Source organism: Sphingomonas rhamnosi, from assembly GCF_036663615.1.
Taxonomy (GTDB): Bacteria; Pseudomonadota; Alphaproteobacteria; order Sphingomonadales; family Sphingomonadaceae; genus Sphingomonas.
In genome coordinates, this window is record NZ_JAXOJJ010000002.1 from 440,303 (window position 1) to 461,927 (window position 21,625).

The following is a 21,625-nucleotide window of genomic DNA, read 5'->3' on the forward strand; positions in this document are numbered from 1 at the left end:
GTCGGAGACGACAAACCGACAAATCCAAAACCAACCTGAGGAGAAGGACGATGACCAAGGCTGACGTGATTACCGCCGCCGGAAAACATGGTGTCGATGCAAAGGCGGTCGAAGCGGTGTTCGCCGCGTTGCGCGCTTCGCCGACCAGCGTTCTGGTGTTCCGCGAAACCGAAGGCCGCTCGGTCGCGGCCGACAAGCGCAAGACCATCTTCATGTGCGGCTGATTGCGGTCGATCGGGTGCCAGGCGCGTGTCCGGCACCCCCTTCACTCCAGCGCCCCCTTCACTCCAATGGATGATGCGCCATGCTTGCGACGCGTGATGTTTCGGTGTTCGATCGGCTCCGGCTGCGGGAGAATATCTGGCAGGTCACTCAGGGCGAGCCTACCGCCTTCGTCGAGACGCCCGACGGGTGTTTCGAGATCGCGACCGAGCAGGCGCTGGCGTTCCTGCGGATCCGTCCGCATTGCACGCCGCACAACAGCGTCGCCGACATCGCCGCGCGCAGCGATGTGCCCGCGCCCCAGGTCGCGGCGATGCTCGCCTCGCTGACCACGATCGGCCTGGTCGGCGGGCACCCCTCGCGACCGACGATCGAACGGCTGAAGCGGATCGTCGACTTGTGGTCGGGCGAGCTGGCCCGCGACTTCATCGGCAATGCGCTGATCGACGAGGACTTGCCGCGCCCGGTGCTGCTCGGCTGGCTGCTCGAGACCTATCATTATGTCCGCGACTTCCCCGACGCGATCGCGGCGGCCGCGGCGCTGGCGCCCGAGGGGGCGCTCAAGGCCTTGCTCGTCCGATACGGCGAGGAGGAGCGCGGGCACGAACGCTTCGTGGTGGAGACGCTGGTGAATATGGGTCTGTCGGCCCGCGAGGTGATCGACAGCCGCCCGCTGGTATCGACCCGCGCGATCGGATGGCTGATGCGCGACCTGTTCGCCACCGCGCCCGCATCGGTGCTCCTGATGGCGGCGCTGGTCGAGGCGCAGGAACTGCCCGACGACGGCGCCGATGGCGCGCAGGCGCTGATCGAGACGCGGTACGATCTGCCCAAGGGTGCGCTCGCCCCCTATTTTGCGCACCAGAAGATCGACGCGCAGCTCGGCCACCAGCAGCTGTTCGAGGATCATCTCGACTGTTTCGATATCGATGACGCGGCGACGCTCGATCGCGTCGTCGACAAGCTGCACGATCTCAAACACGGCTTCGACCTGCAGGGACTCGAGATCCGGCGCTATTACGGGTCTGGCGACGGCGCGTATCTGCCGCGTCAGCCGATGTCGTTCGGCGCGATCTGATGGGCCCCGCATCGGTATCCGCCGCACCTGCGGTCGGCGACGACATCGTCATGGAGCCGACTCGGTGGAAATTCGGCGGCGACGTGCCGGGCAAGTTCGTCGCGCACGCGCAGCGCTCGATCCCCTATTATGACGACTGCCACGAACTGATCGCGCGGATCAGCGATCATTTCGTGTCCGACCGATCGACCTGTTACGATCTCGGCGCGTCGACCGGGCGGCTGATCCACCGGCTCGCGGTGCGGCACCCGCCGACGGTGCGGTGGATCGGCATCGACCGCGAAGCCGCGATGATCCGCGAAGCGGAAGCGGGCGGCGGGCTGAAGCGCGACGGGTCCGGCGGGATCGAGTTCGTCGAGGGCGATATCTGCGAACATCATTACGAGCCCGCCGACCTGATCATCGCCTATTACACCGTGCAGTTCGTGCCGCCGCGGCGTCGCCAGGAACTCATCGACCGCCTCTACGCCACACTCAACTGGGGCGGTGCGTTGATCCTGTTCGAGAAAGTGCGCGCGCCCGATGCGCGCTTCCAGGACATCGCGACCGCGCTGTATACCGAAATGAAGCTCGACCACGGGTATTCGGCCGAGGAGATCCTTGCGAAGACGCGCAGCCTGAAAGGCGTGCTCGAACCGTTTTCCACCGACGGCAACCTGAGCCTGCTGCAGCGCGCAGGCTTTGTTGATATCGCGACACTGTTCAAATATGTCTGTTTCGAGGGCTTCCTTGCGATCAAGTGAGGACATCGTCCTCGCCCTCCCCGCGTACCTGCACACGCTCGGGCTGCAGTCGTACGCCCCTCTTCCCCAACCTGCCACCTGCGAGCTGTGCACCGGCGAGGCCGCGGTCGAACTGCGGACGACGGCGCGCGTTGCCGATGGGCTCCGCACGCGGTTTGCCACTGTGTGCTGCGCCCGGTGCGGATTGATGGTGCAGTCGCCGCGGTTCGCGCCCGAATTCTACGACGCCTATTACAGCCGGATCTATCGCGGGATGGTCGGCGGCGCGGCGGCACCGAGCGCAGCCTATGTTGCGGATCAGGTCGACCGCGGCGCCGCGCTGTTCGACAATCTTGCCGGCTGGCTGCCGCAGACCGGGCGTTTGCTCGACGTGGGATGCGGCGCGGGGGGCATGATGCAGCCGTTCGTCGATCGCGGCTGGGCGGTGCTCGGGATCGACCCCGACGAGGCCGCAACCGCGGACGCCGCCGCGCGCGGGCTGCCGGTGGTGACGGCGAGTGCCGAGACGATGCCGATCGATCGCGACCGGTTCGACCTGATCCTGGTCATGGGATCGCTGGAACATGTCCGCGATCCGCACGCGGTGCTGCAGCGCTGCCACGCCGCGGCGGGCGAGGAGTCACTTCTCCTGCTCGAGGCGCACGGACTCGGGCAGGCGGCGCACGTCGGCGCCATCGGGCACAACCATCGCCGGCTGCTGACCGGCACGACCATGGCGTTGCTGATGTTGCAGCACGGCTGGGCGCTGGAATGGGTAACCGATCGGCCGCTGTGCGGGCCGACACGACCCGGCAGCGTGTTCGCGCTCGGCCGCCGGTGCGCCGTTCCCGACGCGGGGGCCCTGCACGACGCCATTGCCGGCGGGCTACGCGACACGCCCGAGGCGCTGGCCAAGTCGCTCGACCGGCAGGCAATTCAATAGCGCCGCCGCCCACCTGCCAAAGAGTCCTTGCTGCAACGGCTAGGTTCGGCAAGCATGGCGAAAAAGGGGGATGACACATGCTGAAGACCTGCCTGATCGCGCTCGCTTCCACTGTCGCGGCACCCGCTCTCGCGCAGACCGCCGCGACGACGACCTACATCCAGGCAGGTACGGTGCTCGACCGCCCTGGACAGTCGCCGCGCGGGAACACGACGATCATCGTTCGCGACGGCAAGGTGGCCGAGTTGCGCGATGGTTTCGTCGCACCGGAACCGGGCGCGACTCTGGTCGATCTGCGCAACGCGTTCGTGTTGCCGGGGCTGGTCGACATGCATGTCCATCTCTGGGGGATCGGCGGGGACCCGATGCGCGCGCGGCTCGAAGCGCTCAACCGCGACCGGTTCGACGACGAGATGACCGCGGTCGCCAATGCGCGCACGACGCTGCGCGCCGGGTTCACCTCGGTGCGCGATCTGGGCGGCGACCCGCGCGGGATCCGCGCGCTGCGCGATGCGATCGACGCGGGCACGGTCGACGGCCCGACGATCACCAACGCCGGCGAGATGATCTCGGTGACCGGCGGGCATGGCGACGGTGGCAACGGGCTCGCCGAAGAATTCGCCGACATGGTCCACGGCAAGGAAATCAATCTGTGCGACGGCCCCGACGACTGCCGCCGCGCGGTGCGCGCGCAGGTCGCGCTCGGCGCGCGCGTGATCAAGTTCGCCGCGACCGGTGGGGTGCTGTCGAACGTCAGCGGCGGGCTGGGCCGCGCGATGACGCCCGAGGAAATGCGCGCGATCATCGACACCGCGCACACGCTGGGCCGCAAGGTCGCCGCGCACAGCCACGCCGCGGAGGGGACCAAGGCTGCGCTTGAGGCGGGCGTCGATTCAATCGAACACGGCACGTTCCTCGACGACGAAACCATCCGGCTGTTCAAGACCAAGGGCGCGTATCTGGTGCCGACCGAGATCGCCCCGGTCGCAGCACTTGCGCAAGCGCGCGGCGGCGCTCTGCCGCCCGCGACGATCGTTAAGGCGGAAGCTGCCGCCGCGGCGATGGCCGCCAACCACCGGCGCGCCTATGCAGCGGGCGTGAAGGTCGCGTTCGGCACCGACACCGGGGTGTCGAAACACGGCGACAACGCGACCGAGTTCGCGCTCATGGTCAAGAACGGCCTGACCCCGACCCAGGCGATCGCCGCCGCGACCGTCGGCGCCGCCGACCTGCTCGGCCGCGACGACATCGGCACCCTGGCCCCCGGCAAGACCGCGGACCTGATCGCGGTGACCGGATCGCCATTGCAGGACGTCACCCGGCTCGAACACGTCGATTTCGTCATGCATCGCGGCAAGATCGCGAAAGGCCCGACGGGGATCTGACCACGCCGCCTCGGCCGACCGTCCCCCTATTCGTCTCACCTAGGAGCCCCGCTTGCGCCTGACCCTCGCTCTTCTGCTTCTTGCCGCCCCCCTTGCCGCCCGTGCGCAGCAACAGCCCAACGCGGCGCCAGCCGACGCGCCGACGCGCGTGTTCACCGGTGCCGATCTGTTCGGCCTCTCGATCGCCGCCGATCCTCAGATCAGCCCGGACGGCCGCACCATCGTCTACGTCCGCCGCACCGCCGACGTGATGACCGATCGGGTCCAATCGTCGTTGTGGCTGGTCGACGTCGCATCGGGCCGCCAGTCGCCATTCGCGACGCAGGGATCGAGCCCGCGCTGGTCGCCCGACGGGACCCGCATCGCCTATGCGGCAAGCGAAGGCGAGGCATCGCAGCTGTTCGTCCGCTGGGTCGCCACCGGCGCGAGCGCGCGCGTGACGAGCTTCCCCGGCGATCCGCAGGCGCTGGCCTGGTCGCCCGACGGCACGCGGCTGGCCTATGTCGCGACCGTCGCGGGCGAGCCGACCACGCTCGGCAAGGCGCCGCCCAAGCCCGAGGGTGCGAAATGGGCCGAGCCGCTGACCGTCATCGACCGGGTCAACTACCGCAACGACGGCCCGGGCTATGTGAAGCCGGGCCGCGATCACCTGTTCGTCGTCGGCGCGGAGGGCGGCGCGGCACGCCAGCTGACCTTCGGCGCATTCGACGACGGCGGGCCGCTGTCGTGGACGCCCGACGGGCGCGCGATCGTCTTCGCCGCGATCCGCGGGCCGGAGGCCGAACGGCAGGTGATGAACTCGGACGTCATCGCGGTCGACGTGGCGAGCGGCGCGATGCGGACGCTAACCACCCGCGACGGCCCCGATGGCCAGCCGCGGGTGTCGCCCGATGGCGCGCGGATCGCCTGGCTCGGCTTCGACGACAAACGCCGCAGCTATGAGAACACCCAGCTCTATGTCGGCGACCGCGACGCCGCTGCCCCGCGTTCGCTGACCGCCGCGCTCGACCGCGGGATCGAGGATGCGGTGTGGGCCGCCGACGCGCGCAGCCTGTATGCAAGCTATGACGACCACGGCCAGCGCCGGATCGCGCGGATCGGCCTCGACGGTCGGACGACGCCGCTGATCGACAACGTTCAGGGCGGCGGGCTCGACCGGCCCTATACGGGGGGCGAATTCTCGGTCTCGAAGGGCGGCGCGATCGCCTATACCGGCGGCGACGCGGGGGCGCCCGCCGATCTGTGGGTGTGGAGCGGCGGCAAGGCGCGCCGGCTGACCCAGCTAAACGCAGTAATGACCGGTGCGAAGGCGCTGGCCCCGGTCCGCAAGATCGCGGTCACGGCGCCCGACGGCCGGCCGATCGACGCCTGGCTCGCGACGCCGGCCAACCGCACACCCGGGCGGCGCGTACCGCTGATCCTCGAGATCCACGGCGGCCCCAACAGCGCCTACGGGCCGAGCTTCGCGACCGACATGCAGCTCTACGCGGCGGCAGGCTATGCGGTGCTGTGGACCAACCCGCGCGGGTCGACCTCCTATGGCGCCGAATTCGCCAACCTGATCGACAAGGCGTACCCCTCGGCCGACTATGACGACCTGATCGCCGCGGTCGATGCGGCGATCGCCGACGGCACCGCCGATCCCGACAATCTGTTCGTCACCGGTGGCTCCGGCGGCGGCGTGCTGACCGCGTGGATCGTCGGCAAGACCGACCGGTTCAAGGCCGCGGCGACGCAGAAGCCGGTGATCAACTGGGTCAGCGAGGCGCTGACGATGGACAACACGCTGTTCACGTCGCGCTACTGGTTCACCAAGCTGCCATGGGAGGACCCGATGAGCTATTGGAACCGCTCGCCGCTCAGCCTGGTCGGCAACGTCAAGACGCCGACCCTGGTCGTGGTCGGCAGCGACGATTACCGCACGCCGGTGTCCGAATCCGAGCAATATTACGCCGCGCTGCAGATCCGCGGGGTGCCGACCGCGCTGGTGAAGGTGCCGGGCGCCAGCCATGGCGGCTTCACGTCGCGGCCATCGCAATCAGCGGCGAAAGCGTCGGCGATCATCGCCTGGTTCGATCGTTACCGGACCCAATCCGGCGCCGCGCGTCCGTCCGCCACCCCCTGAACCGGCGCGGCGCTACAGCGCGCGGAACCGGAAGTCGCGGAACCGGGCCTCCCCCGCACCCGCCGAGTATAGGCCGGGGCGCAGCATCAGGAATCCGCCGCGGACATTGTGGTGGTATCCCGACACCTCCATGCCGCGGTCGAACCGCTGCCACGTCTTGCCGCCATCGCCTGAAGTATGGATCGCGACGATGTGGCGCTTGTTGGCGATCCGAATCGTCATGCGTCGCCCATGCGGATTGGCGGGACGGCCGCGTTCGATGCCATATTGATGCGTGACGAAGCGGGTTTCGTCGAACCCGAGCCCGCAATAAAGTTTGTCGTCATAGAACAGCACGAGCCCGGCGGTGCCGCCCGGCGCGATCTCTATGTCGCATTCGAATTCATACGCCTGGTCGCCCGCGATCAGCATCAGCGGTGCGGAATCGCTCGGCGCCTTGCCGCTCGCCTTCATCACCAGCGCGCCGGACTCGATCCTCAGCCGGTCGCGCTCGGCGGGACCGGGACGGAAGAAGTTCCATTTCGCGCCAAGCTTCAACGGCGCCGAAAAATCGTCCGACAGCGGCTGGCCGTGCGCCCCACCCTTCCCGCCCTTCGGCTTAGGCAGCGGCCGCGACAGGTCGCCCCCGGTCATCCGGAACCAGCCGTCCGCGGTCCAGCGCACCGGATCGAGCAGCACCTGGCGACCCAGCGTCCAATACCCGTTCTCAAAGCCGTGATAGACCGACCACCAGCTGCCGTCGGGCGCTTCGACCAGACTGGCATGACCGCGCGACCACCATTTCTCGTCGGTGGAGACGGTGCGGACGATCGGGTTGCCCGGATCATTGACCCACGGCCCGTGGATCGACCGCGACCGCGCGACGATCACCATATGCCCGGTCGGCGGTCCCGCCGTGCCGCCGACCGCGGTGATCATGTAGAACCAGCCGCCATGGCGGTGGATCTTGGGACCCTCGGGGCTGAACCCCTCGACGTCCCAGTCATCGGGGTAGCGCCACGGATCATAGACATGCTCGACCGTGCCGACCGTCGAGAGGCCGTCGGCCGCCAGCCGGATACGGTCGCCGCCCGACAGGAACAGCCAGCGCGATCCGTCCTCGCCGACCGCGTGGCAGGGGTCGATATGGCTGTGCAGACCCAGGCTGACCGGATCGGACCAGGGCCCGTCGATATGATCGGCATGGATGACGTATATGTCGTTCGGACTGGCCTTGACCGGAATGTAGAGGAAATAGCGGCCGGCGTGCTTTTCCAGGCTGACCGCCCAGACCGCACCGATGTTGCGCGTCAGCGCGGCGGTGCGCGGGCGCCAATTCACCAGGTCGCGACTGTGCCAGATCGTCAGCCCCGGATAGCTGTCGAAGCTGGAGAAGGTCATGTAGTAGTTCGCGCCATCCTTGAGGATCGCGGGATCGGGCCGGTCGCCGCCGATCAGCGGATTGAGGAACCGCCCGTCGCCTAGGTCGGCGATGCGCTGGCCCTCGAAACCGCGCCGCCAGGGTGACGCTTCGGCAATGGCCGGGGCTGAGGCAGCGGTCGCCGCCGTGCCGGGGAACAGCGCGGCGCCCCCCGCCAACGCCGCAAGCCCGAACGCGTCGCGCCGGTTGAAGTCGGTCATGCAGGCTCCTGGATGAGAAAGGGTTGGTCGGGGTGAACGATCACATGGCCGCGCGCGTCGAAGTCGATGCGGACCAGACCCGGTTTTTCGCGGAAATGACTGGCGTCGTCGTTGCCGAAGAAGGTCTGCCACCAACGCCCCTCGCGGTCGCGCAGGATGTTGCCGCCGCCGCAACACGGCGCCCCCTCGTGCGGCTCGCGCCACGGGCCGGTCGGCCGGTCGCTCAGCCAGATCCGGAACGAATACCGCCCCTCGTACCGATCGACGACACCGAGATAATAGACTCCGTCGCGGACGAACATCGTCGCGCCTTCATAGCCGAACTTGCGGCAGCCGTCCGGACCGCAGGGCGCCCGGTGGTGCCGCGGATCATTGTCCCATTGGGTCGCGGTCATCTTTTGCCAGTCCCCGGCGAGCCCCGACAGATCGTCTTTCAGCTGGACGATCTCGTCCGCCGATCCATAGGTCAGCCACACCGCGCTGCCGTCGTCGAACAGAGTCGCGTCGATGCTGCGGCGGATCGGGGCGTCGGGCGAGAAGGCGTGGGCGTAAGGCCCCTCGGGGTGCCCCGTGCTGCTCTTCAACACCGCGAGCCCAGCGCGGCTGATCGAGTGGCAGATATAGTAGTTGCCGCGGATGAAGTGGATTTCCGGCGCCCATAGCGCGCGGAACGGCACGCCCGCGCGCATCCGCCACTGTCTTTCCCATCGGCCGTCACGCTCGATCGACCAGACCAGCCCGCGATACTCCCAGCGATCGAGATCCTTCGACCGCCACAGCTCGACGCCGTCGTTCACCGCCCAGATGTTGTCGCCGGTCGATCCGGTCATGTAATAATAGCCGTCTCCGCCCAGGCAGACGATCGTATCGCGGATATGGACGTCGTGCAGCGGCCTGATCCGCGGCAGCAGGCCCGCCTTCACCGCGGTCCCGCCATCAGCGTCGTTCCACGGCGCGACCGGGTATCGCGGCGGGTTCGGCCCCTTGTAGCGGACGTCGGGCATGCCGCTGGTCCAGCCGCCGCTGGCGCTGGCCGCGGTGGCGCGCCGCCCGGGCCCACTCGTTCCGCTGAACGGCCAATAGCCGGCGCGCGGTGCGGGTACCATCCGGCCGCTGTCGTCCGCGTCGGGCGCGCGTTTGCTGCCCGGCAGCGGCGCCGGTCCATAGGGCTGCGCCCCCTGCGACGATGCCGATCGCGCCGCCGCGGTGCCGGCCAGCGCCAGTCCTCCGATCAGCACATCGCGACGCTTCATGGCAACCACCTCAAGACAAGAGAGCCCCGCGTCCCGACTCCGGTCGGCGGGGCTCAGGCCCCCGGGGTGTGGGGAACATGTAAGTCGCTCAGAAGCTGAAACGCGCACCGACGCGGTAGACGCGGCCCGAGCTGCCATATTGCGACACCGCTTCCTGCCCATCATAGGCGTAGCGGTTGCTGGTCTGGTTGGTCAGGTTCAGCCCCTCCGCCGAAATCGACAGGCCGGTCACCAGGTTGATGTTGATCGACGCGTCGATATTGGTCGTCGACTCGCTGAACCCGAAATCGTTGATCAGCGGGCTGTCGCATCCGACCGTCTCGATCGCGCCGGTGCCGACCGTCGTCAGCCCCGGGCTGCACGATCCCGCTGCGAGCGGATAGGTGGTGCTGTAGCCGGCACGCTGCGACACCGAGACGCGGGCACGGAACCCCTTGGTCTCGTAGAACAGCGTCGCGTTGATCGCATCGGGCGAGACGCCCAGGAACGGCCCCTTCCCCAACAGCTGCGGCCGGGTCTGGACCCCCGCCGCGCTGACCGCCCCCGGATCGAGGATATAGTTCAGCTCGGACTGGATGTGCGTGTAGTTGAACAGCACGCCCAAATTGCGGAACATCCACGGCAGGAAGGTCAGGTTCTGCTGAAAGTTGAATTCGACGCCCTTGATGTACCCCCCCGGCGCGTCGCGATACTGGCGCGCGATGAACGGATAGTTGGCGTCGATATAGGCCTGCTGGTTGGCGTTGGTGTATTGCGCGCGGATCGCGGCGCGCGTCGCCTCGTCGACGAACTGCGACAGCGGCGCTGCGAACAGTACCGTCTGCGGGAAGTTGGCGATGTCCTTGCGGAACACGGCCACCGACAACAGGCTGCTCGGCGTGAAATACCATTCCGCGCTGAGATCGATGTTGCTCGACCGGAACGGCGCCAGCTGCGGGTTGCCGATGGTGAACGACGCGCCCTGGTTGTCGCCGTTGCTGGGGACCGAGATCGACGTGATGGTCGGCGACAGATTGCCGAGCAGAGGCCGCGCCATCACCTTGGACGCGCCGACGCGCAGGATCAGGTTGCGGACGATCTCGTAGTTCAGGTTCAGCGACGGCAGCCAGTCGGTATAGTCGTTGGTCCCGATGATCGGGCGCCCCGCCTGCGACGTGCCGCTCGACCGCACGCTGGTAAAGGCGACCCGCGTGCCGGCGTTGCCGCGCAGCGACCGACCGAGCAGTTCGGTGTTGAAGTCGAACTGCAGGTACAGCCCCTTGTCATATTCATCGACGCCGAAGTTCGCGGAGCCGCCGTTGCGCTTCGTCGTCAGGCGCCAGTCGCCATATTTGTTGATGCAGTCGCACTGGAAGCCGAGCAGGTCGTTGAACTTGTCGAGATCGGGGACGAGGAAGCTCGACACGGTCCCTTCCGGCGTCTGAAGGCCCTTGCCGAACGACACCAGCTTGCTGTTCGCAGCCGTGGTCGAGCCCGCTTCGAGTAAGGTGGGATTGAGCGTGTCGGTGTTGCGTTCGCCCTGCGAGGTTTCGAACCCGAAGCGCCGCAGCGTCCCGCCGAAACCGATGTTGAACTGGTCGTTGACCTGCCAATCGAAGTCCGCGCGCATCGATTCATAGGTGTTGCTGACATAGCGTTGATAATGGCGGATCGCGGAGAAGCCCTTCACCGTCTGCCAGTTCGCGGGATCGGCGACGTCGAAGCCGAAATCCATCACCGGCATCGGGCCGCCCGCGCGATCGTCGAAGGTGAAGGTTTCGGGCGAATCCATCCGGTTGAATTCGACCAGCAACCCGGTCGACCGGTTCACCGACTTCGACCGGCCATAGATCGCCGCCATCTTGAAATTGTCGGCGAATTCGTGATCGAGGCGGAACGTACCCTGCCAGAATTTGGTGGTGTATTCGGCGTAATCGACCGCCGATCGCATGTCGACGTTGCGCAGCTTCAGATAGTCCGCGAGCCCGTTGGTTACGTTGGCGTCGAGCACGTCGACACCCGGGCGCCCGATCAACTGGCCGCGATAGCCAAGGCCGTTGCGCGACGCGACGTACCCGACCGAATTCGGGTTGTTGTAATAGTCATAGGGATCGAGGTTGTAGGGGTTGGTCGAAAAGATGTTGGCGTTGGTCGGATTGACCCCGCCGGGCACCACCGCCGCCGCGCCCAGCACCGATGGCACCAACTGCCCCTGTGCGTTCAGCGCGGTCGCGAACGCCGGCGTGGTGCCATAGGTCGATTGGCTGCAATCCTGCGACACCGCGATGGCGCTGCCCGCCGCCGGGGTGCACAACCCAGGATAGGCCGCACGGGCGTTGATCGGAGTCAGCCGGCCATTGGCGGTGTTGAACGCCGCATTCGTGTTGTTGCGGTTGAGACCCACCGGCGACAGCTGGTCGTTCTCGCTCTCGTTGTGGAATCGCGAATAGAGGCCGTCGATCGAGATCCGCGTCTTGTCGGTGACGTCCCATTGATAGGCGCCGGTCAGGCCCAGCCGCTGGTTGCGGACGACCTGGTGCGTCAGCGACGGCAGCGCTGGGATTCGCACGGTCGAATCGTCGAACCGGCCGGGCGTGTTGTAGGGCGCGCCCGGATAGAGCTTGGCATAGGCCGCCGGGTCCGACCCGGTCTGGAACGCGGTGGCGTCGGGATTGGCATAGGTCAGCGCGCCGGCCGGGGCGGAGAACCCCGCGCGCTGCGTCGCGCCTTCGCCGACGAACTGGCTGCTGCGATACAGATAATCCGACGCCCCGACGCCGCGGGCATATTGATCGATAACGTTGACGGTCTTGTTATAGGCCCCCGAAAACAAAATCCCCATCCGCTTGTCCGCGCCGAAGCGGAACGAGGCAAGCCCGGCGAGGCGCGGATTGGTCTTCTTGCTGTTCTCGTTATAACTCGCGGTCGCCGAGCCGCCGATTCGGGTGCCCTTGAAGTCGAACGGCCGGCCGGTTTCGAGATCGATCGTCGCGCCCAGCGACCCCTCGTCGGTTTCCGCCGACGGGGTCTTCTGCACCTTCAACGAACTGAACAGTTCCGACGCGAAGGTCGAATAATCGAACGAGCGGCTGCGGTTCGGGCTGGTGCCGGAATCGTTCGACCCGGCGGTCGACAGCGCCTCGATGCCGTTCAGCCGGGTCCGGTTGAAGTCGCCGCCCAGCCCGCGGACGGTGATGCCGCGCCCTTCGCCATTGTCGCGGTCGATCGACACGCCGGGCAGGCGCTGGAGCGACTCGGCAAGGTTCGCGTCGGGGAAATCGGCGATGTCCTGCGCATTGATCGCGTCGATCTGGACGTCCGAATAGCGTTTGTCGTTGAGCGAGCTCTGGATCGATGCGCGAAAGCCGGTGACGATGATGTCGGGCGTCGCGTCCTCACCCTCCGCGGCGGCCGTGGTCGACGCGGTCTGGGTCGTATTGGCACCGGTGTCGTTGGCGCGCGAAGCCGCATCGGGAACCGTCTGCTGCACCGGTGCCGTCGGCGGCACGGGACCCGCCTGCTCCTGCGCTGCTGCCGCGCCGGCGAACAGGCCGGCGAGCGCGAGCGATCCCAGCGATGCACCGATCCGGACGAGCGTGGTCGTCTTGTACGTCATACCCATCTCCCTGTGTGTGACCGGCGCCCTCATGGAGCCCAGCCTTGTAGAATTGCGTCGTGCGTGAAGCCGACGGCCTGCGCGTCGGTCAGCCGCCGGCGGGTCGGCGCGGCGGGCCCGGCGCCCGGCCCGCGCGACCGCAACTCGAACAGCCGCGCGTCCTCGGGTGCCAGTGTGCGGCGGACACCCGCGGGGTCGGTGAACCCCATCCCCGTCCAGCCCTCGGCCTTGATGTGCGCATCGAGGTGGCACCGCAGAAAGGCCGCGGCGCCGAGGATCGCCATGTTGCCGCCCGCACGCCATGGTCGCCCCAGCCAGGTCGATCCGTCCGGGACGCCGGCCTCGCGCGTCAGGTGGCAGCGATCGAACACCAGCCCGAAGCGGTCGCTGGCGAGCGTGCTCGGTGCTGCGACAAAGCCGTTGTCGATGGCTTTCGGAACGTGGCGCGTGACGATCTCGCACCCGGAGAACACCGCCGCTGCGCCACCGAAGATGAAGTCGACCCCGCCGACGATCCGGCAGCGCCGAAACAGCGCGCGCGCGTCGACGTAAAGCGTGTCCTGATAGCCCTCGATCGCGCAACGCTCGACGGCGACACGGTCGGCGGTGCGTGCGATCGACAGCGCGACGGCCTGCGCGCCGCCGCTCGCGTGGCTGACGGTATCGGCGATATAGTCGAAGTCGTTGCGGATGGTGATATCGCGCAGCGTGACGTCGGCGGTATCGACGGTCAGCGTCGCGGTGCGGCCGGTTCCATAGGGTTTGCCGTCGGGCGCCCGGTGTCCCGCCGCCGCGCCATAGACGATGACCACGCCGGGCCCGGTTCCGGCTAGCGTCACGCCAGGCCGTGCGACGTGCAGCTTCTCCCGATATGTGCCTGGTTCTACGTCGATCTGCACCGGGCCGGACAGCGCAGCGGCACGGTCGAGCGCCGCGGCGATCGTGGTGATACCGGTACCATCGCTCGCGACTCGAAGGCTCTGGTGCGCGGCACCGGCGTCAGCGGCGCGCGACGGCAACAGCCCGACGCCAGCCGCCATTCCGGCCAGCACGGCACGCCGTCTCACGACAAGCTGTTGTTTACAGGCCGGTTTATCCGACATGCCCCATCCTCCCCCCACCGGCTCTGTCGAGCTCTTGTGTTGCCGCTAGAGCTACCCGATTCGCCGCACGCTGCAAGCTTTTATTGGCACCGGTGTCAGGAAGCGTCATTATGGAGTTCGCAAACAAGAATAGTCCGGGAGGGTCCGACGATGAGGCGTTTGATTTTGGCGTGGCTGGCCGTAACCACCACGGCCCCGCTGGCCGCGGCGGTCATCGGCCATATGACGACCCCGCCCTCGCTCACCGCGGATCGCCTGAGCACTTTGCCGCCCGCGGCGCGCAAGGGCTGGCAGGTCTATCTGGCCCGCTCATCCGTGGCGATGGCACGCGACAAGACCGCGCTCGCGACCGAGCGCAGCGGGCTCGCGCAGACTCCGACGCCCCCACCGGAAGGCAGCGCCGCGACGATGCCGCTCGATCGCGACGCCACCTGGTACGCCGGTGAGTCCGCGCGCGCGGTTGCCGACAATATCGTCAGCTTTCAGACCCCGGCGGGCGGTTGGGGCAAGAACCAGGATCGGACCGCGCCCCCCCGCGTTCGCGGCCAGATGTACCTGCCCCATGACGGCAAGGCGGGCGCGTTTGCCGCCGCCGATCTGGCGGGCGGATGGAGCTTCGTCGGCACGCTCGACAATGATGCGACGACGACCGAGCTCATGTTCCTCGCCCGCGTTCAGGCGGCCAGCCCGGGCGCCGGCGGCGACCGCTATCGCGCAGCGTTTGCGCGAGGCATCGCCTATCTGCTCGCCGCCGAATTCCCAGGTGGCGGCTGGCCGCAGGTCTATCCGCTGCAGGGCGGGTATCACGACGCACTGACGCTGAACGACGACACGATGGTGAAGGCGACCGAGCTGCTCCAACGCGCCGCGGCGGGAACCGGCGACTACGCCTTCGTTCCGCCTTCCGTCCGCGCCGCGGCGGGCAGCACAGCGCAGCGAGCGATCGCGACGTTGATCGATACGCAGGTCGTGATCGGCGACCGGCGCACCATCTGGGCACAGCAATATGATCCGGTAAGCCGCCGTCCCGTCGGCGCGCGCAATTTCGAACCCGAAGCGCTGGCGACCGCCGAGAGCGCGGCAGTGCTCCGCTTCCTGATGCGCCAACCCAACCCTTCGCCCGCGATGCGGGCCGCGATCGAGGCCGGGGCGTACTGGTTCGTTACGCACGCGATCCGCGACGTCGCCTGGACGAAGGCCACCGGACCGGAAGGACGCCGCTTGATGCCCCGCCCGGGCGCCGCCCCCCTATGGGCGCGCTTCTACGATCCCTCACGCGAAACGCCGATCTTCGGCGACCGCGACCGGGCGATCCACGATGACGTGAACGCGATCAGCCTCGAACGCCGCAACGGCTATTCCTGGTTCGGTACGGCCGGCAACGGTGTCGCCGCGGCCTACGCGAAATGGCGGGCTCGCGGCTGAACGCCGAGAGGTCTTGCGGACACCGGTGTCAGCCTCGTCTAGACAGCTCGATTTCGAACGCGGCCGAAGTTGGGCGCTCAGCCGCTGCGCGTGGACGTCAGGCGCAACAGGCGCCCGCCCGCGCCGTCTTCGAGGATCCAGACCGCGCCATCGGGCCCCGTCATCACCGCGCGGATGCGTGCGCCCATGTCCCAGCGTTCCGCTTCGCGCGGGGCATCGCCGTCGAACGCGATCCGCACGAGCGCCGACGACGCAAGGCCGCCGACGAGCGCGGATCCACGCCATTGCGGGAACATGTTTCCGGCGTAGAATGCAAAGCCAGCGGGCGCGATGACCGGGTCCCAGTACAGCGCGGGTTTCTGGAAGCGGGTGTCGTCGCGATGCGATGCGATCGGCGTATCGTCGTAGTTCTTGCCGTACGACACGATCGGCCAGCCGTAATTCTTGCCCGGTTCGATGAGGTTCAGCTCGTCACCGCCCTGCGGCCCCATTTCGGTTTCCCAGAGCTGCCCCTTGGAATCGAACGCCAGGCCGTAAGGATTGCGGTGACCGGTCGACCAGGTTTCCGCGGGCGTAAGGTTCGGTGCGGGAATCGTAGCGTTGCGAACCGGCGCGGTAGCTGCCGAACCCGTATTGGCCGGTGGATCGATCACCCCGATCGTGGTCGTGCCAACCTTCCCCGCTCCCGGATTGCCAGCCGCCGGCTTGCCATCGAGCGTCAGCCGCAGGATTTTGCCGAGTGCCTGGTTGGGGTCCTGCGCCGGGGTGAAACGCTGCCGTTCGCCCGAGGTGAGGAACAGATATTGGCCGTCGGGCGAAAACGCGATGTAGCCACCGAACTGTCCACCGTTGCCGCGCGGCAATTGCCGCCAGATCACCTTGAGATCTTTCAGCGCGGGCTTGCCGTCGGCGGCGTCGAGCGTGGCCCGTGCGAGCGCCAGTCCGTCACCGCCCTCGCCGGGTTCTGAATAGGTGAGGTAGACCTGGCGCGTCTGCGCGAAATCGGGTGCCGTGGCGACGAACAGCAGCCCGCCCTGCCCGTCGAAATGGACCGGCGGCACGCCGCTTACTGGCGTCTTCGCGCCCGCGGCGGTGACGAGCCACAGTCCGCCGGACTTTTCGGTCACGAGCATCGTCTGGTCAGGCAGGAACGCCAGCGCCCATGGCGTGTCGAACGTCGCGACGGGCGTGGCCTTGAATGGCTTGGCGGACGCGGGCTTTGCGCCACCATAGTTCACCGGGGGCTTCGCCGCCGTGGCAGTGCCGGTCTGCTGAGTAGTCTGCTGAGCGGGTTCCGACGAACCGCAGCCGGATAGCATCACCATCGTGGTCAGCCCGATCAATGGGGAACGCAGCACGGAATATCCTTTCAACAAGAATGGCTTGTCTGCCTCAACCGGAGTTAACAAGCTAGACCTGGAAGCGCGTCCGCAGGCTCGGAATGGTATCCGGTCGCGAACCGAATGATCGGGGCGGCTGGGCGGGCCGGTCGGACATGAGGCACGCGGGCAAGCGCCGCCCGAGCAGTTCGGGTTATCGCAGAGCTCTGTGCAGCCGGCCGATCAGTCGAACGATGGCGACCGCCACTATCAGAATCGCACAAGCGGGGATCGCCAGATAGAAGCTACGGCACGCCCAGGCGGACCGCTCGGCGCGGGGACATAGCCGTCCGTCGCCACTGAAGTCGCAGTCCGCGGTCGCGTCGAGCAGGGTCGCGGGGAGCGGGGTCGCAGGCGACGGGATCGTCACCGCCGGCTCCGCAGCCTTGGCGGCGGGAAGCGCGATCGTGGTCATCGGTATGATCCCTCCCCCCGGCGGCGCCACCGACCGCGCACAATTGACCCATGCGTCGCGCACCGTGCCCCCGTGCGCGAATCTTCATACGCGCCATCGGCGACTCCTTGGTGACACCGATCGGATGGGTCGCCCGGTCTGAAAAGCATGCGCGCGATATCGCCGCGTTATTGTGACGGGTTGAACCGTTTCGGACGTAGCGCCGCGGAGAACAGTATTCGCGTTCTCGCCACAATGGAGACGTCGTTGATTGATTGAAGTCGCGAACCGGTGGACCTCTTGTTGCAGTCGGCTCGACGAAGCCGACGCCACGACAATGGAGGACATCATGTCTGCAGCTGCCTCACATCCGACCGTTCATGAGGTCAAGACCGCCGACCCGGCGCGCAATACTTTCGACGGAAAGAAGGCCGATCTGTACATCAACACCGGTACGCTCGGGGGCAAGCATTTCCTGTTCACGGTCGAGAAGGCCGATGGCCACCCGACCCTGATCGCCATCCACCTCTGACGCGTCCGCTGCTGGCCGGTCGCGCGATGCTCCCCGCGCTGCCGGCCATGCCGGACGTCGCCTCTGCGACGGGACGATATCGTGCAGATCGAAGACACCCAAAGCATCGGCCGCCCCCGGCTCAACGCCGAACTCCGTGTCGGCGGTACCGCGCTGACGCTCGGCGACCGCCACACGCTGGTCGCGCGCGACGTGCCGCAGGCGGTGCTCGAACGTACGCTGCGGCGGATGGACGGCGCGACCACGCTCGACCGGATCGTCGCGGACGAGCCGACGCTGCCGCGCGAAGCCGCCGAGGCGCTCGTCGCATCGCTCGAAGGGTTCGGGCTGATCGACGACCCGTCGCTTCCCGCCTTCCGCTCCGGATCCGAGGTGATTCTGGAGCTGGAGGAATTGGTCGAGGCGCGCTGCAAGACGACGATCTACCGCAACCTGTTCTGGCAGACCTGCCTCGCCGCCACCGCGCCGGGCGACCTGCCGCAACGGCTCGCCACCGGCATGGTCATCGAGAACTGGCATTTCCTGTTCCGCGAAAGCTACTTCGACGCGCCGGTGCTGTCCTATGTCCCCAACACCGCAGTCCGGTTGCTGCTCAACGAGTTCTTCTCCGAAGAATATGGCCATGACGAGATCCTGCTGCGGTCGCTGAACCATGTCGGGCTCAGCTATGCGGACATGCAGGACGCCATCCCGCTCCCCGAGACGATGGCGCTGTGCAACGCGCTCGCCTACTGGGCGCACAACGATCCGTTGTTCTTCTTCGCGACGCTCGGCCTGCTCGAAGGCCAGGGCATGAAGGAGGACAGCTTTATCGAGGCATGCACCCGCGTCGGCATGGACGATGCCTTTGTCGGCCCGCTGCGCACGCACGCGAACATCAATATCGGCGCAGGCCACGGCAACCTCACCCGGCTGATCTTCCAGCAGATCCCGGCGGTCGCGGAGGCCGACGTGCGCCGGCTAAAGGCGCAGATGCCGCTGTTCGTTGACCTGTACGACGCGTTCTACACCGGCGTCTGGCGCCACTATACCGGCGACGCGCCCCTGCTGCGCCGCCTCTCCGAACTGTGAGGGCACGATAGCATGGACACCACCATCGCCGGGCTCAGCCAGCCCAAGTTCCGCCCCGGGGTCACGACCGAGGTCGGACCGAACGAAGCCACCCTTCGCATGCGAGAGACGAAATGCGCGTTCGCGTTCGAGACCGCGGAGGCGCCCGCGGTGGCGCGGCTGATGGATCATCTCGCGGCAGGCGGGGTCGCGATCGACACGATGATCGCGAGCGTTCCCGAAATCGCCGAGAAAGTCCCGGCGCTGCTCCAGCAGTTCGATGCGATCCGCATGCTCGTCGAATCCGAACCGCGTACCGAGGGGCTCATGAGCGGCGCGCAGCTGTACCGCGAGATCCGCCGGATCGCCGAGCGCGTGACGCACCGCGTCGCCCGCTCGACCTTCCACACCGCGCTGGTCGAGGGCCGCGCCACGCGCAACCAGCTGATCGGCTATGCGCTGGAATATTTCTACATCGTCAAGGCGGCCCCCGGTCTGATCGGCCCGGCGCTCGCCACCGCGAGGACGCCGCGCGACCGCGACCTGCTCCAGGGTTTCCTCAAATCCGAACTCGGGCATGACGCGTTCCTGGCACGCGCGCTGGAAGCCGTCGGCCTCACGGCCGCCGAGCTGGAGGCGCACCAGCCGCTGCCCGCCACCTTCGCGCTGTGCGCCGCGCTCGGCGTCTATGCGCGCCAGCACCCGCTGTCGTTCAAGGCGGTGCTGTTCCTGTTCGAGGTCGCGCAGACCGCCTTCGTCGACGCGTTCGACGAGCGTTGCCGCGCGCTCGATCTGCCCGCCGCCTTCTATCTGCCGCTGCGCGACCATGCCGATCTCAACGCGGATTACGACCATGCCGACATCTCGCGTGACCTGATGGCGCTCGAAGCCGTCGTCGACCGCGAAGCGGCCGTCGTCGTCAAACGCCACGTCGCGCTGATGATCGAGACGATGATCCAGCAGGAGGAGCAGATCCTCGCCTTCTACGCCCAGCCCCGCGCGACGGTCGCGCGCCTCTTCGAGGACGCCTGATGGATCTCTGGACCTTCCACCGCTACCGCGCGCCCCGGCTGTGCGTTGACGCGATCGAACTCGCGTCCGATGCGCCCGCGATCACGCTGAGGCAGGGCGACGCGCAGTATCGGCTCGCGGTCGATGACACCGACGCCGCCGCTCGGATGGCAGCAGAACTTGCAACCTTGCGCGACAGCGGCGCTCCGCTTTGGGATCTGATGCGGCAGGCGGGCGCCGACGGCTGGGGCGCACTCGGCGCGTTCCTCGACAGCCGCGCCCTGATCCGCGAGAGCCATGACGGGACCCGCGAGGCGCTGGCCGCGCGGATCGCCGCGATCGAATGCTGCATCGCCGGTACCATCTCCGCCATCCAGGCGGGTTTGTCGCCGGCGCGGCGCGTCCGCCTCGCCGAGCATGCCGCGCTGCTGCGGGTGGAGGCGGACGCGGACCTGCCCGGCGACCGGATCGGCACCGCGGGCGATCCGTTCGATGCCGACGTCCAGCCCAATTTCTTCCTCGCGTTGATCATCGCCGAATGCGCCTATTTCCGCCGATCCGCACCGCTCACTCTGGTTGCGGTCGGCGTGATGCTCGCGCGGCTGGCCGGCGGGGAGGCCGAACTGCCCGAAAGCGACGCGGTCATGGAAGCGCTTGCGCTCTACGATCCGCGCGATCTGGAATCACACCTCTGGCTCGTCGGCCGAGCGCTGGTCGATTCGACCGGCGACGCCGCGATGCGCTTTGCCACCCCGCCGATCCCCGATCTGCCGATGCTGCCCGGCCTCGAGTTCATGCGCCGCGTCGAGATATTGACGCGCAGCGCGCTCGGCGCCTGGGGCCAGAACCCGTATGTCACGGCGCTCGACACGCTGGGTGACCGCTGGTCGCCGCTGATCGCGGGGCCGTTCATCGAACAATATCACGTCACCTGCCGCTTCGTGGAGATCATCGCCCCGAACCTCAGCCGCAGGCTGATCGCGCCGTTACGCGCGATGATGTTCCGCTATTATGGCGAGGAAGTGGGGCACGAGGCGCTCGAAAGCACGACGTGCGAGACGCTCGGCATCACCCAGGCCGCGCTCGATCGCGCGGTACCGCTACCGCTGCACTTCGCGTTCGTCGATCTGCTTACCCTCGTCGCGCAGACCGATCCGGTCACGTCGTGCGCGTCGATCATGGTGATCGAAGGGGTGTTCGGCGAACCGCCCAAGATGTCGCTCCGCCTCGCCGCGGTCGCCCGCACCAACCCCGCGTTCAGCGACCTCGCGGGCGATCATGACGAGCTGAACGAGGATCTGAACCACAACAGCATCGCGCGCGACGCGTTCGAACACATCGCGGCGGTACCGCCCGCGACGCAGGCGCGCGTCATCCGCCGCATCCTGTTTCTGCTCGAACTCAACCACCGCGCCTGGGGCGGGATAACCGATTACTACGGACCGCAGGCGGCGCTCCACCTGCAAGGTCCGCTCGGTCGCCGACTGTCGTCCGCGGGCCAGCTGGTGTCGTAATCGCCCAACGCCGGCAGGCCTGCGCAGTACACTGAGGTCCGCGTTTTACCTGCGCGGCATCGCAGACATCGGGCTTCGGACGGAAAAACGACCGCAACCGCGGGCCTGCGTTCGATAGTACCGACGAAGCGTGTCGCTATCAGGGTTGATCTTCGCGGAACTCGGCCAAAACGGCGAAGACCGGCGCGCGAGCGCTTGCGTCGGGGGCGATAGGACGCGCATCCTCCCCTCAGCGGACGCCAAGACCGCCGCGACGACGACAGAGGGGAATGCG

General features: G+C 67.5%; 17 protein-coding genes. 11 read left to right on the forward strand and 6 right to left on the reverse strand.

Annotated elements, in window-relative coordinates; genetic code table 11:
• Positions 1–50: 50 nt before the first annotated feature.
• From U1701_RS07060 to U1701_RS07085, 6 genes are all read left to right on the forward strand, one after another.
• Positions 51–224 (forward strand): hypothetical protein, encoded by a 174-nt coding sequence (locus tag U1701_RS07060; protein WP_332781831.1) that lies wholly within the window; start codon positions 51–53, stop codon positions 222–224.
• An 80-nt stretch (positions 225–304) separates the two neighbouring features.
• Complete coding sequence (locus tag U1701_RS07065; protein WP_332781832.1) at positions 305–1,300, forward strand: iron-containing redox enzyme family protein; 996 nt, start codon at positions 305–307, stop codon at positions 1,298–1,300.
• Positions 1,300–2,043 (forward strand): methyltransferase domain-containing protein, encoded by a 744-nt coding sequence (locus U1701_RS07070; protein ID WP_332781833.1) that lies wholly within the window; start codon positions 1,300–1,302, stop codon positions 2,041–2,043. Before U1701_RS07065 ends, U1701_RS07070 begins: the two co-directional genes overlap by 1 nt.
• Positions 2,030–2,965, forward strand: coding sequence for a class I SAM-dependent methyltransferase (locus U1701_RS07075; RefSeq protein ID WP_332781834.1), 936 nt, complete (start codon positions 2,030–2,032; stop codon positions 2,963–2,965). Before U1701_RS07070 ends, U1701_RS07075 begins: the two co-directional genes overlap by 14 nt.
• 77 nt (positions 2,966–3,042) lie before the next feature.
• The gene (locus U1701_RS07080) at positions 3,043–4,350 is read left to right on the forward strand and encodes a metal-dependent hydrolase family protein (protein WP_332781835.1); all 1,308 of its coding nucleotides are present in this window, start codon (positions 3,043–3,045) and stop codon (positions 4,348–4,350) included.
• A 52-nt stretch (positions 4,351–4,402) separates the two neighbouring features.
• Positions 4,403–6,475, forward strand: coding sequence for a prolyl oligopeptidase family serine peptidase (locus U1701_RS07085; RefSeq protein WP_332781836.1), 2,073 nt, complete (start codon positions 4,403–4,405; stop codon positions 6,473–6,475).
• Between the two features lie 12 nt (positions 6,476–6,487).
• Here U1701_RS07085 and U1701_RS07090 read toward each other — a convergent pair whose 3' ends face one another.
• The 4 genes from U1701_RS07090 to U1701_RS07105 all read right to left on the reverse strand — a co-directional run bounded on the left by U1701_RS07090 (position 6,488) and on the right by U1701_RS07105 (position 14,010).
• Positions 6,488–8,095, reverse strand: a complete 1,608-nt coding sequence (locus U1701_RS07090) for a family 43 glycosylhydrolase (RefSeq protein ID WP_332781837.1) — start codon at positions 8,093–8,095, stop codon at positions 6,488–6,490.
• Positions 8,092–9,348: a family 43 glycosylhydrolase gene (locus U1701_RS07095; RefSeq protein ID WP_332781838.1), complete on the reverse strand. Its 1,257-nt coding sequence runs from the start codon at positions 9,346–9,348 to the stop codon at positions 8,092–8,094. The genes U1701_RS07090 and U1701_RS07095 overlap by 4 nt, the downstream gene beginning before the upstream one ends.
• Positions 9,349–9,436: 88 nt before the next feature.
• Positions 9,437–12,943 (reverse strand): TonB-dependent receptor domain-containing protein, encoded by a 3,507-nt coding sequence (locus U1701_RS07100; RefSeq protein WP_332781839.1) that lies wholly within the window; start codon positions 12,941–12,943, stop codon positions 9,437–9,439.
• A 29-nt stretch (positions 12,944–12,972) separates the two neighbouring features.
• A complete protein-coding gene (locus tag U1701_RS07105) occupies positions 12,973–14,010 on the reverse strand; it encodes a pectinesterase family protein (protein WP_332781840.1) in 1,038 nt (345 codons plus the stop codon).
• A 186-nt stretch (positions 14,011–14,196) separates the two neighbouring features.
• On the opposite strand from U1701_RS07105, the gene pelA reads away from it, so the two are divergent.
• A complete protein-coding gene (pelA, locus tag U1701_RS07110) occupies positions 14,197–15,471 on the forward strand; it encodes a pectate lyase (RefSeq protein WP_332781841.1) in 1,275 nt (424 codons plus the stop codon).
• 77 nt (positions 15,472–15,548) lie between these two features.
• Here the strand turns inward: pelA and U1701_RS07115 are convergent, their stop codons facing one another.
• A complete protein-coding gene (locus tag U1701_RS07115; RefSeq protein ID WP_332781842.1) occupies positions 15,549–16,829 on the reverse strand; it encodes a PQQ-dependent sugar dehydrogenase in 1,281 nt (426 codons plus the stop codon).
• A 175-nt stretch (positions 16,830–17,004) separates the two neighbouring features.
• Positions 17,005–17,265, reverse strand: coding sequence for a hypothetical protein (locus U1701_RS07120; RefSeq protein WP_332781843.1), 261 nt, complete (start codon positions 17,263–17,265; stop codon positions 17,005–17,007).
• A 328-nt stretch (positions 17,266–17,593) separates the two neighbouring features.
• Between U1701_RS07120 and U1701_RS07125 the strand changes: the two genes are divergently transcribed.
• From U1701_RS07125 to U1701_RS07140, 4 genes are all read left to right on the forward strand, one after another.
• Positions 17,594–17,776: a hypothetical protein gene (locus U1701_RS07125; RefSeq protein WP_332781844.1), complete on the forward strand. Its 183-nt coding sequence runs from the start codon at positions 17,594–17,596 to the stop codon at positions 17,774–17,776.
• Between the two features lie 81 nt (positions 17,777–17,857).
• Complete coding sequence (locus U1701_RS07130; protein WP_332781845.1) at positions 17,858–18,847, forward strand: iron-containing redox enzyme family protein; 990 nt, start codon at positions 17,858–17,860, stop codon at positions 18,845–18,847.
• 12 nt (positions 18,848–18,859) lie between these two features.
• Entirely contained in the window at positions 18,860–19,858 is a 999-nt protein-coding gene (locus U1701_RS07135) for a thiaminase II/PqqC family protein (protein WP_332781846.1), read from the forward strand.
• Positions 19,858–21,351 carry a hypothetical protein gene (locus U1701_RS07140; protein WP_332781847.1) on the forward strand — a complete coding sequence of 498 codons (1,494 nt, stop codon included), beginning with the start codon at positions 19,858–19,860 and terminating at the stop codon, positions 21,349–21,351. Before U1701_RS07135 ends, U1701_RS07140 begins: the two co-directional genes overlap by 1 nt.
• Positions 21,352–21,625 lie beyond the last annotated feature (274 nt).

Bases quoted from the DNA above. Each gene is read 5' to 3' on its own strand.
- pelA (WP_332781841.1), top strand. From the start codon at position 14,197: ATGAGGCGTTTGATTTTGGCGTGGCTGGCCGTAACCACCACGGCCCCG.
- U1701_RS07120 (WP_332781843.1), bottom strand. From the start codon at position 17,265: ATGACCACGATCGCGCTTCCCGCCGCCAAGGCTGCGGAGCCGGCGGTG.
- U1701_RS07080 (WP_332781835.1), top strand. From the start codon at position 3,043: ATGCTGAAGACCTGCCTGATCGCGCTCGCTTCCACTGTCGCGGCACCC.
- U1701_RS07100 (WP_332781839.1), bottom strand. From the start codon at position 12,943: ATGACGTACAAGACGACCACGCTCGTCCGGATCGGTGCATCGCTGGGA.
- U1701_RS07135 (WP_332781846.1), top strand. From the start codon at position 18,860: ATGGACACCACCATCGCCGGGCTCAGCCAGCCCAAGTTCCGCCCCGGG.
- U1701_RS07070 (WP_332781833.1), top strand. From the start codon at position 1,300: ATGGGCCCCGCATCGGTATCCGCCGCACCTGCGGTCGGCGACGACATC.
- U1701_RS07065 (WP_332781832.1), top strand. From the start codon at position 305: ATGCTTGCGACGCGTGATGTTTCGGTGTTCGATCGGCTCCGGCTGCGG.
- U1701_RS07140 (WP_332781847.1), top strand. From the start codon at position 19,858: ATGGATCTCTGGACCTTCCACCGCTACCGCGCGCCCCGGCTGTGCGTT.
- U1701_RS07060 (WP_332781831.1), top strand. From the start codon at position 51: ATGACCAAGGCTGACGTGATTACCGCCGCCGGAAAACATGGTGTCGAT.
- U1701_RS07125 (WP_332781844.1), top strand. From the start codon at position 17,594: ATGTCTGCAGCTGCCTCACATCCGACCGTTCATGAGGTCAAGACCGCC.
- U1701_RS07095 (WP_332781838.1), bottom strand. From the start codon at position 9,348: ATGAAGCGTCGCGATGTGCTGATCGGAGGACTGGCGCTGGCCGGCACC.
- U1701_RS07090 (WP_332781837.1), bottom strand. From the start codon at position 8,095: ATGACCGACTTCAACCGGCGCGACGCGTTCGGGCTTGCGGCGTTGGCG.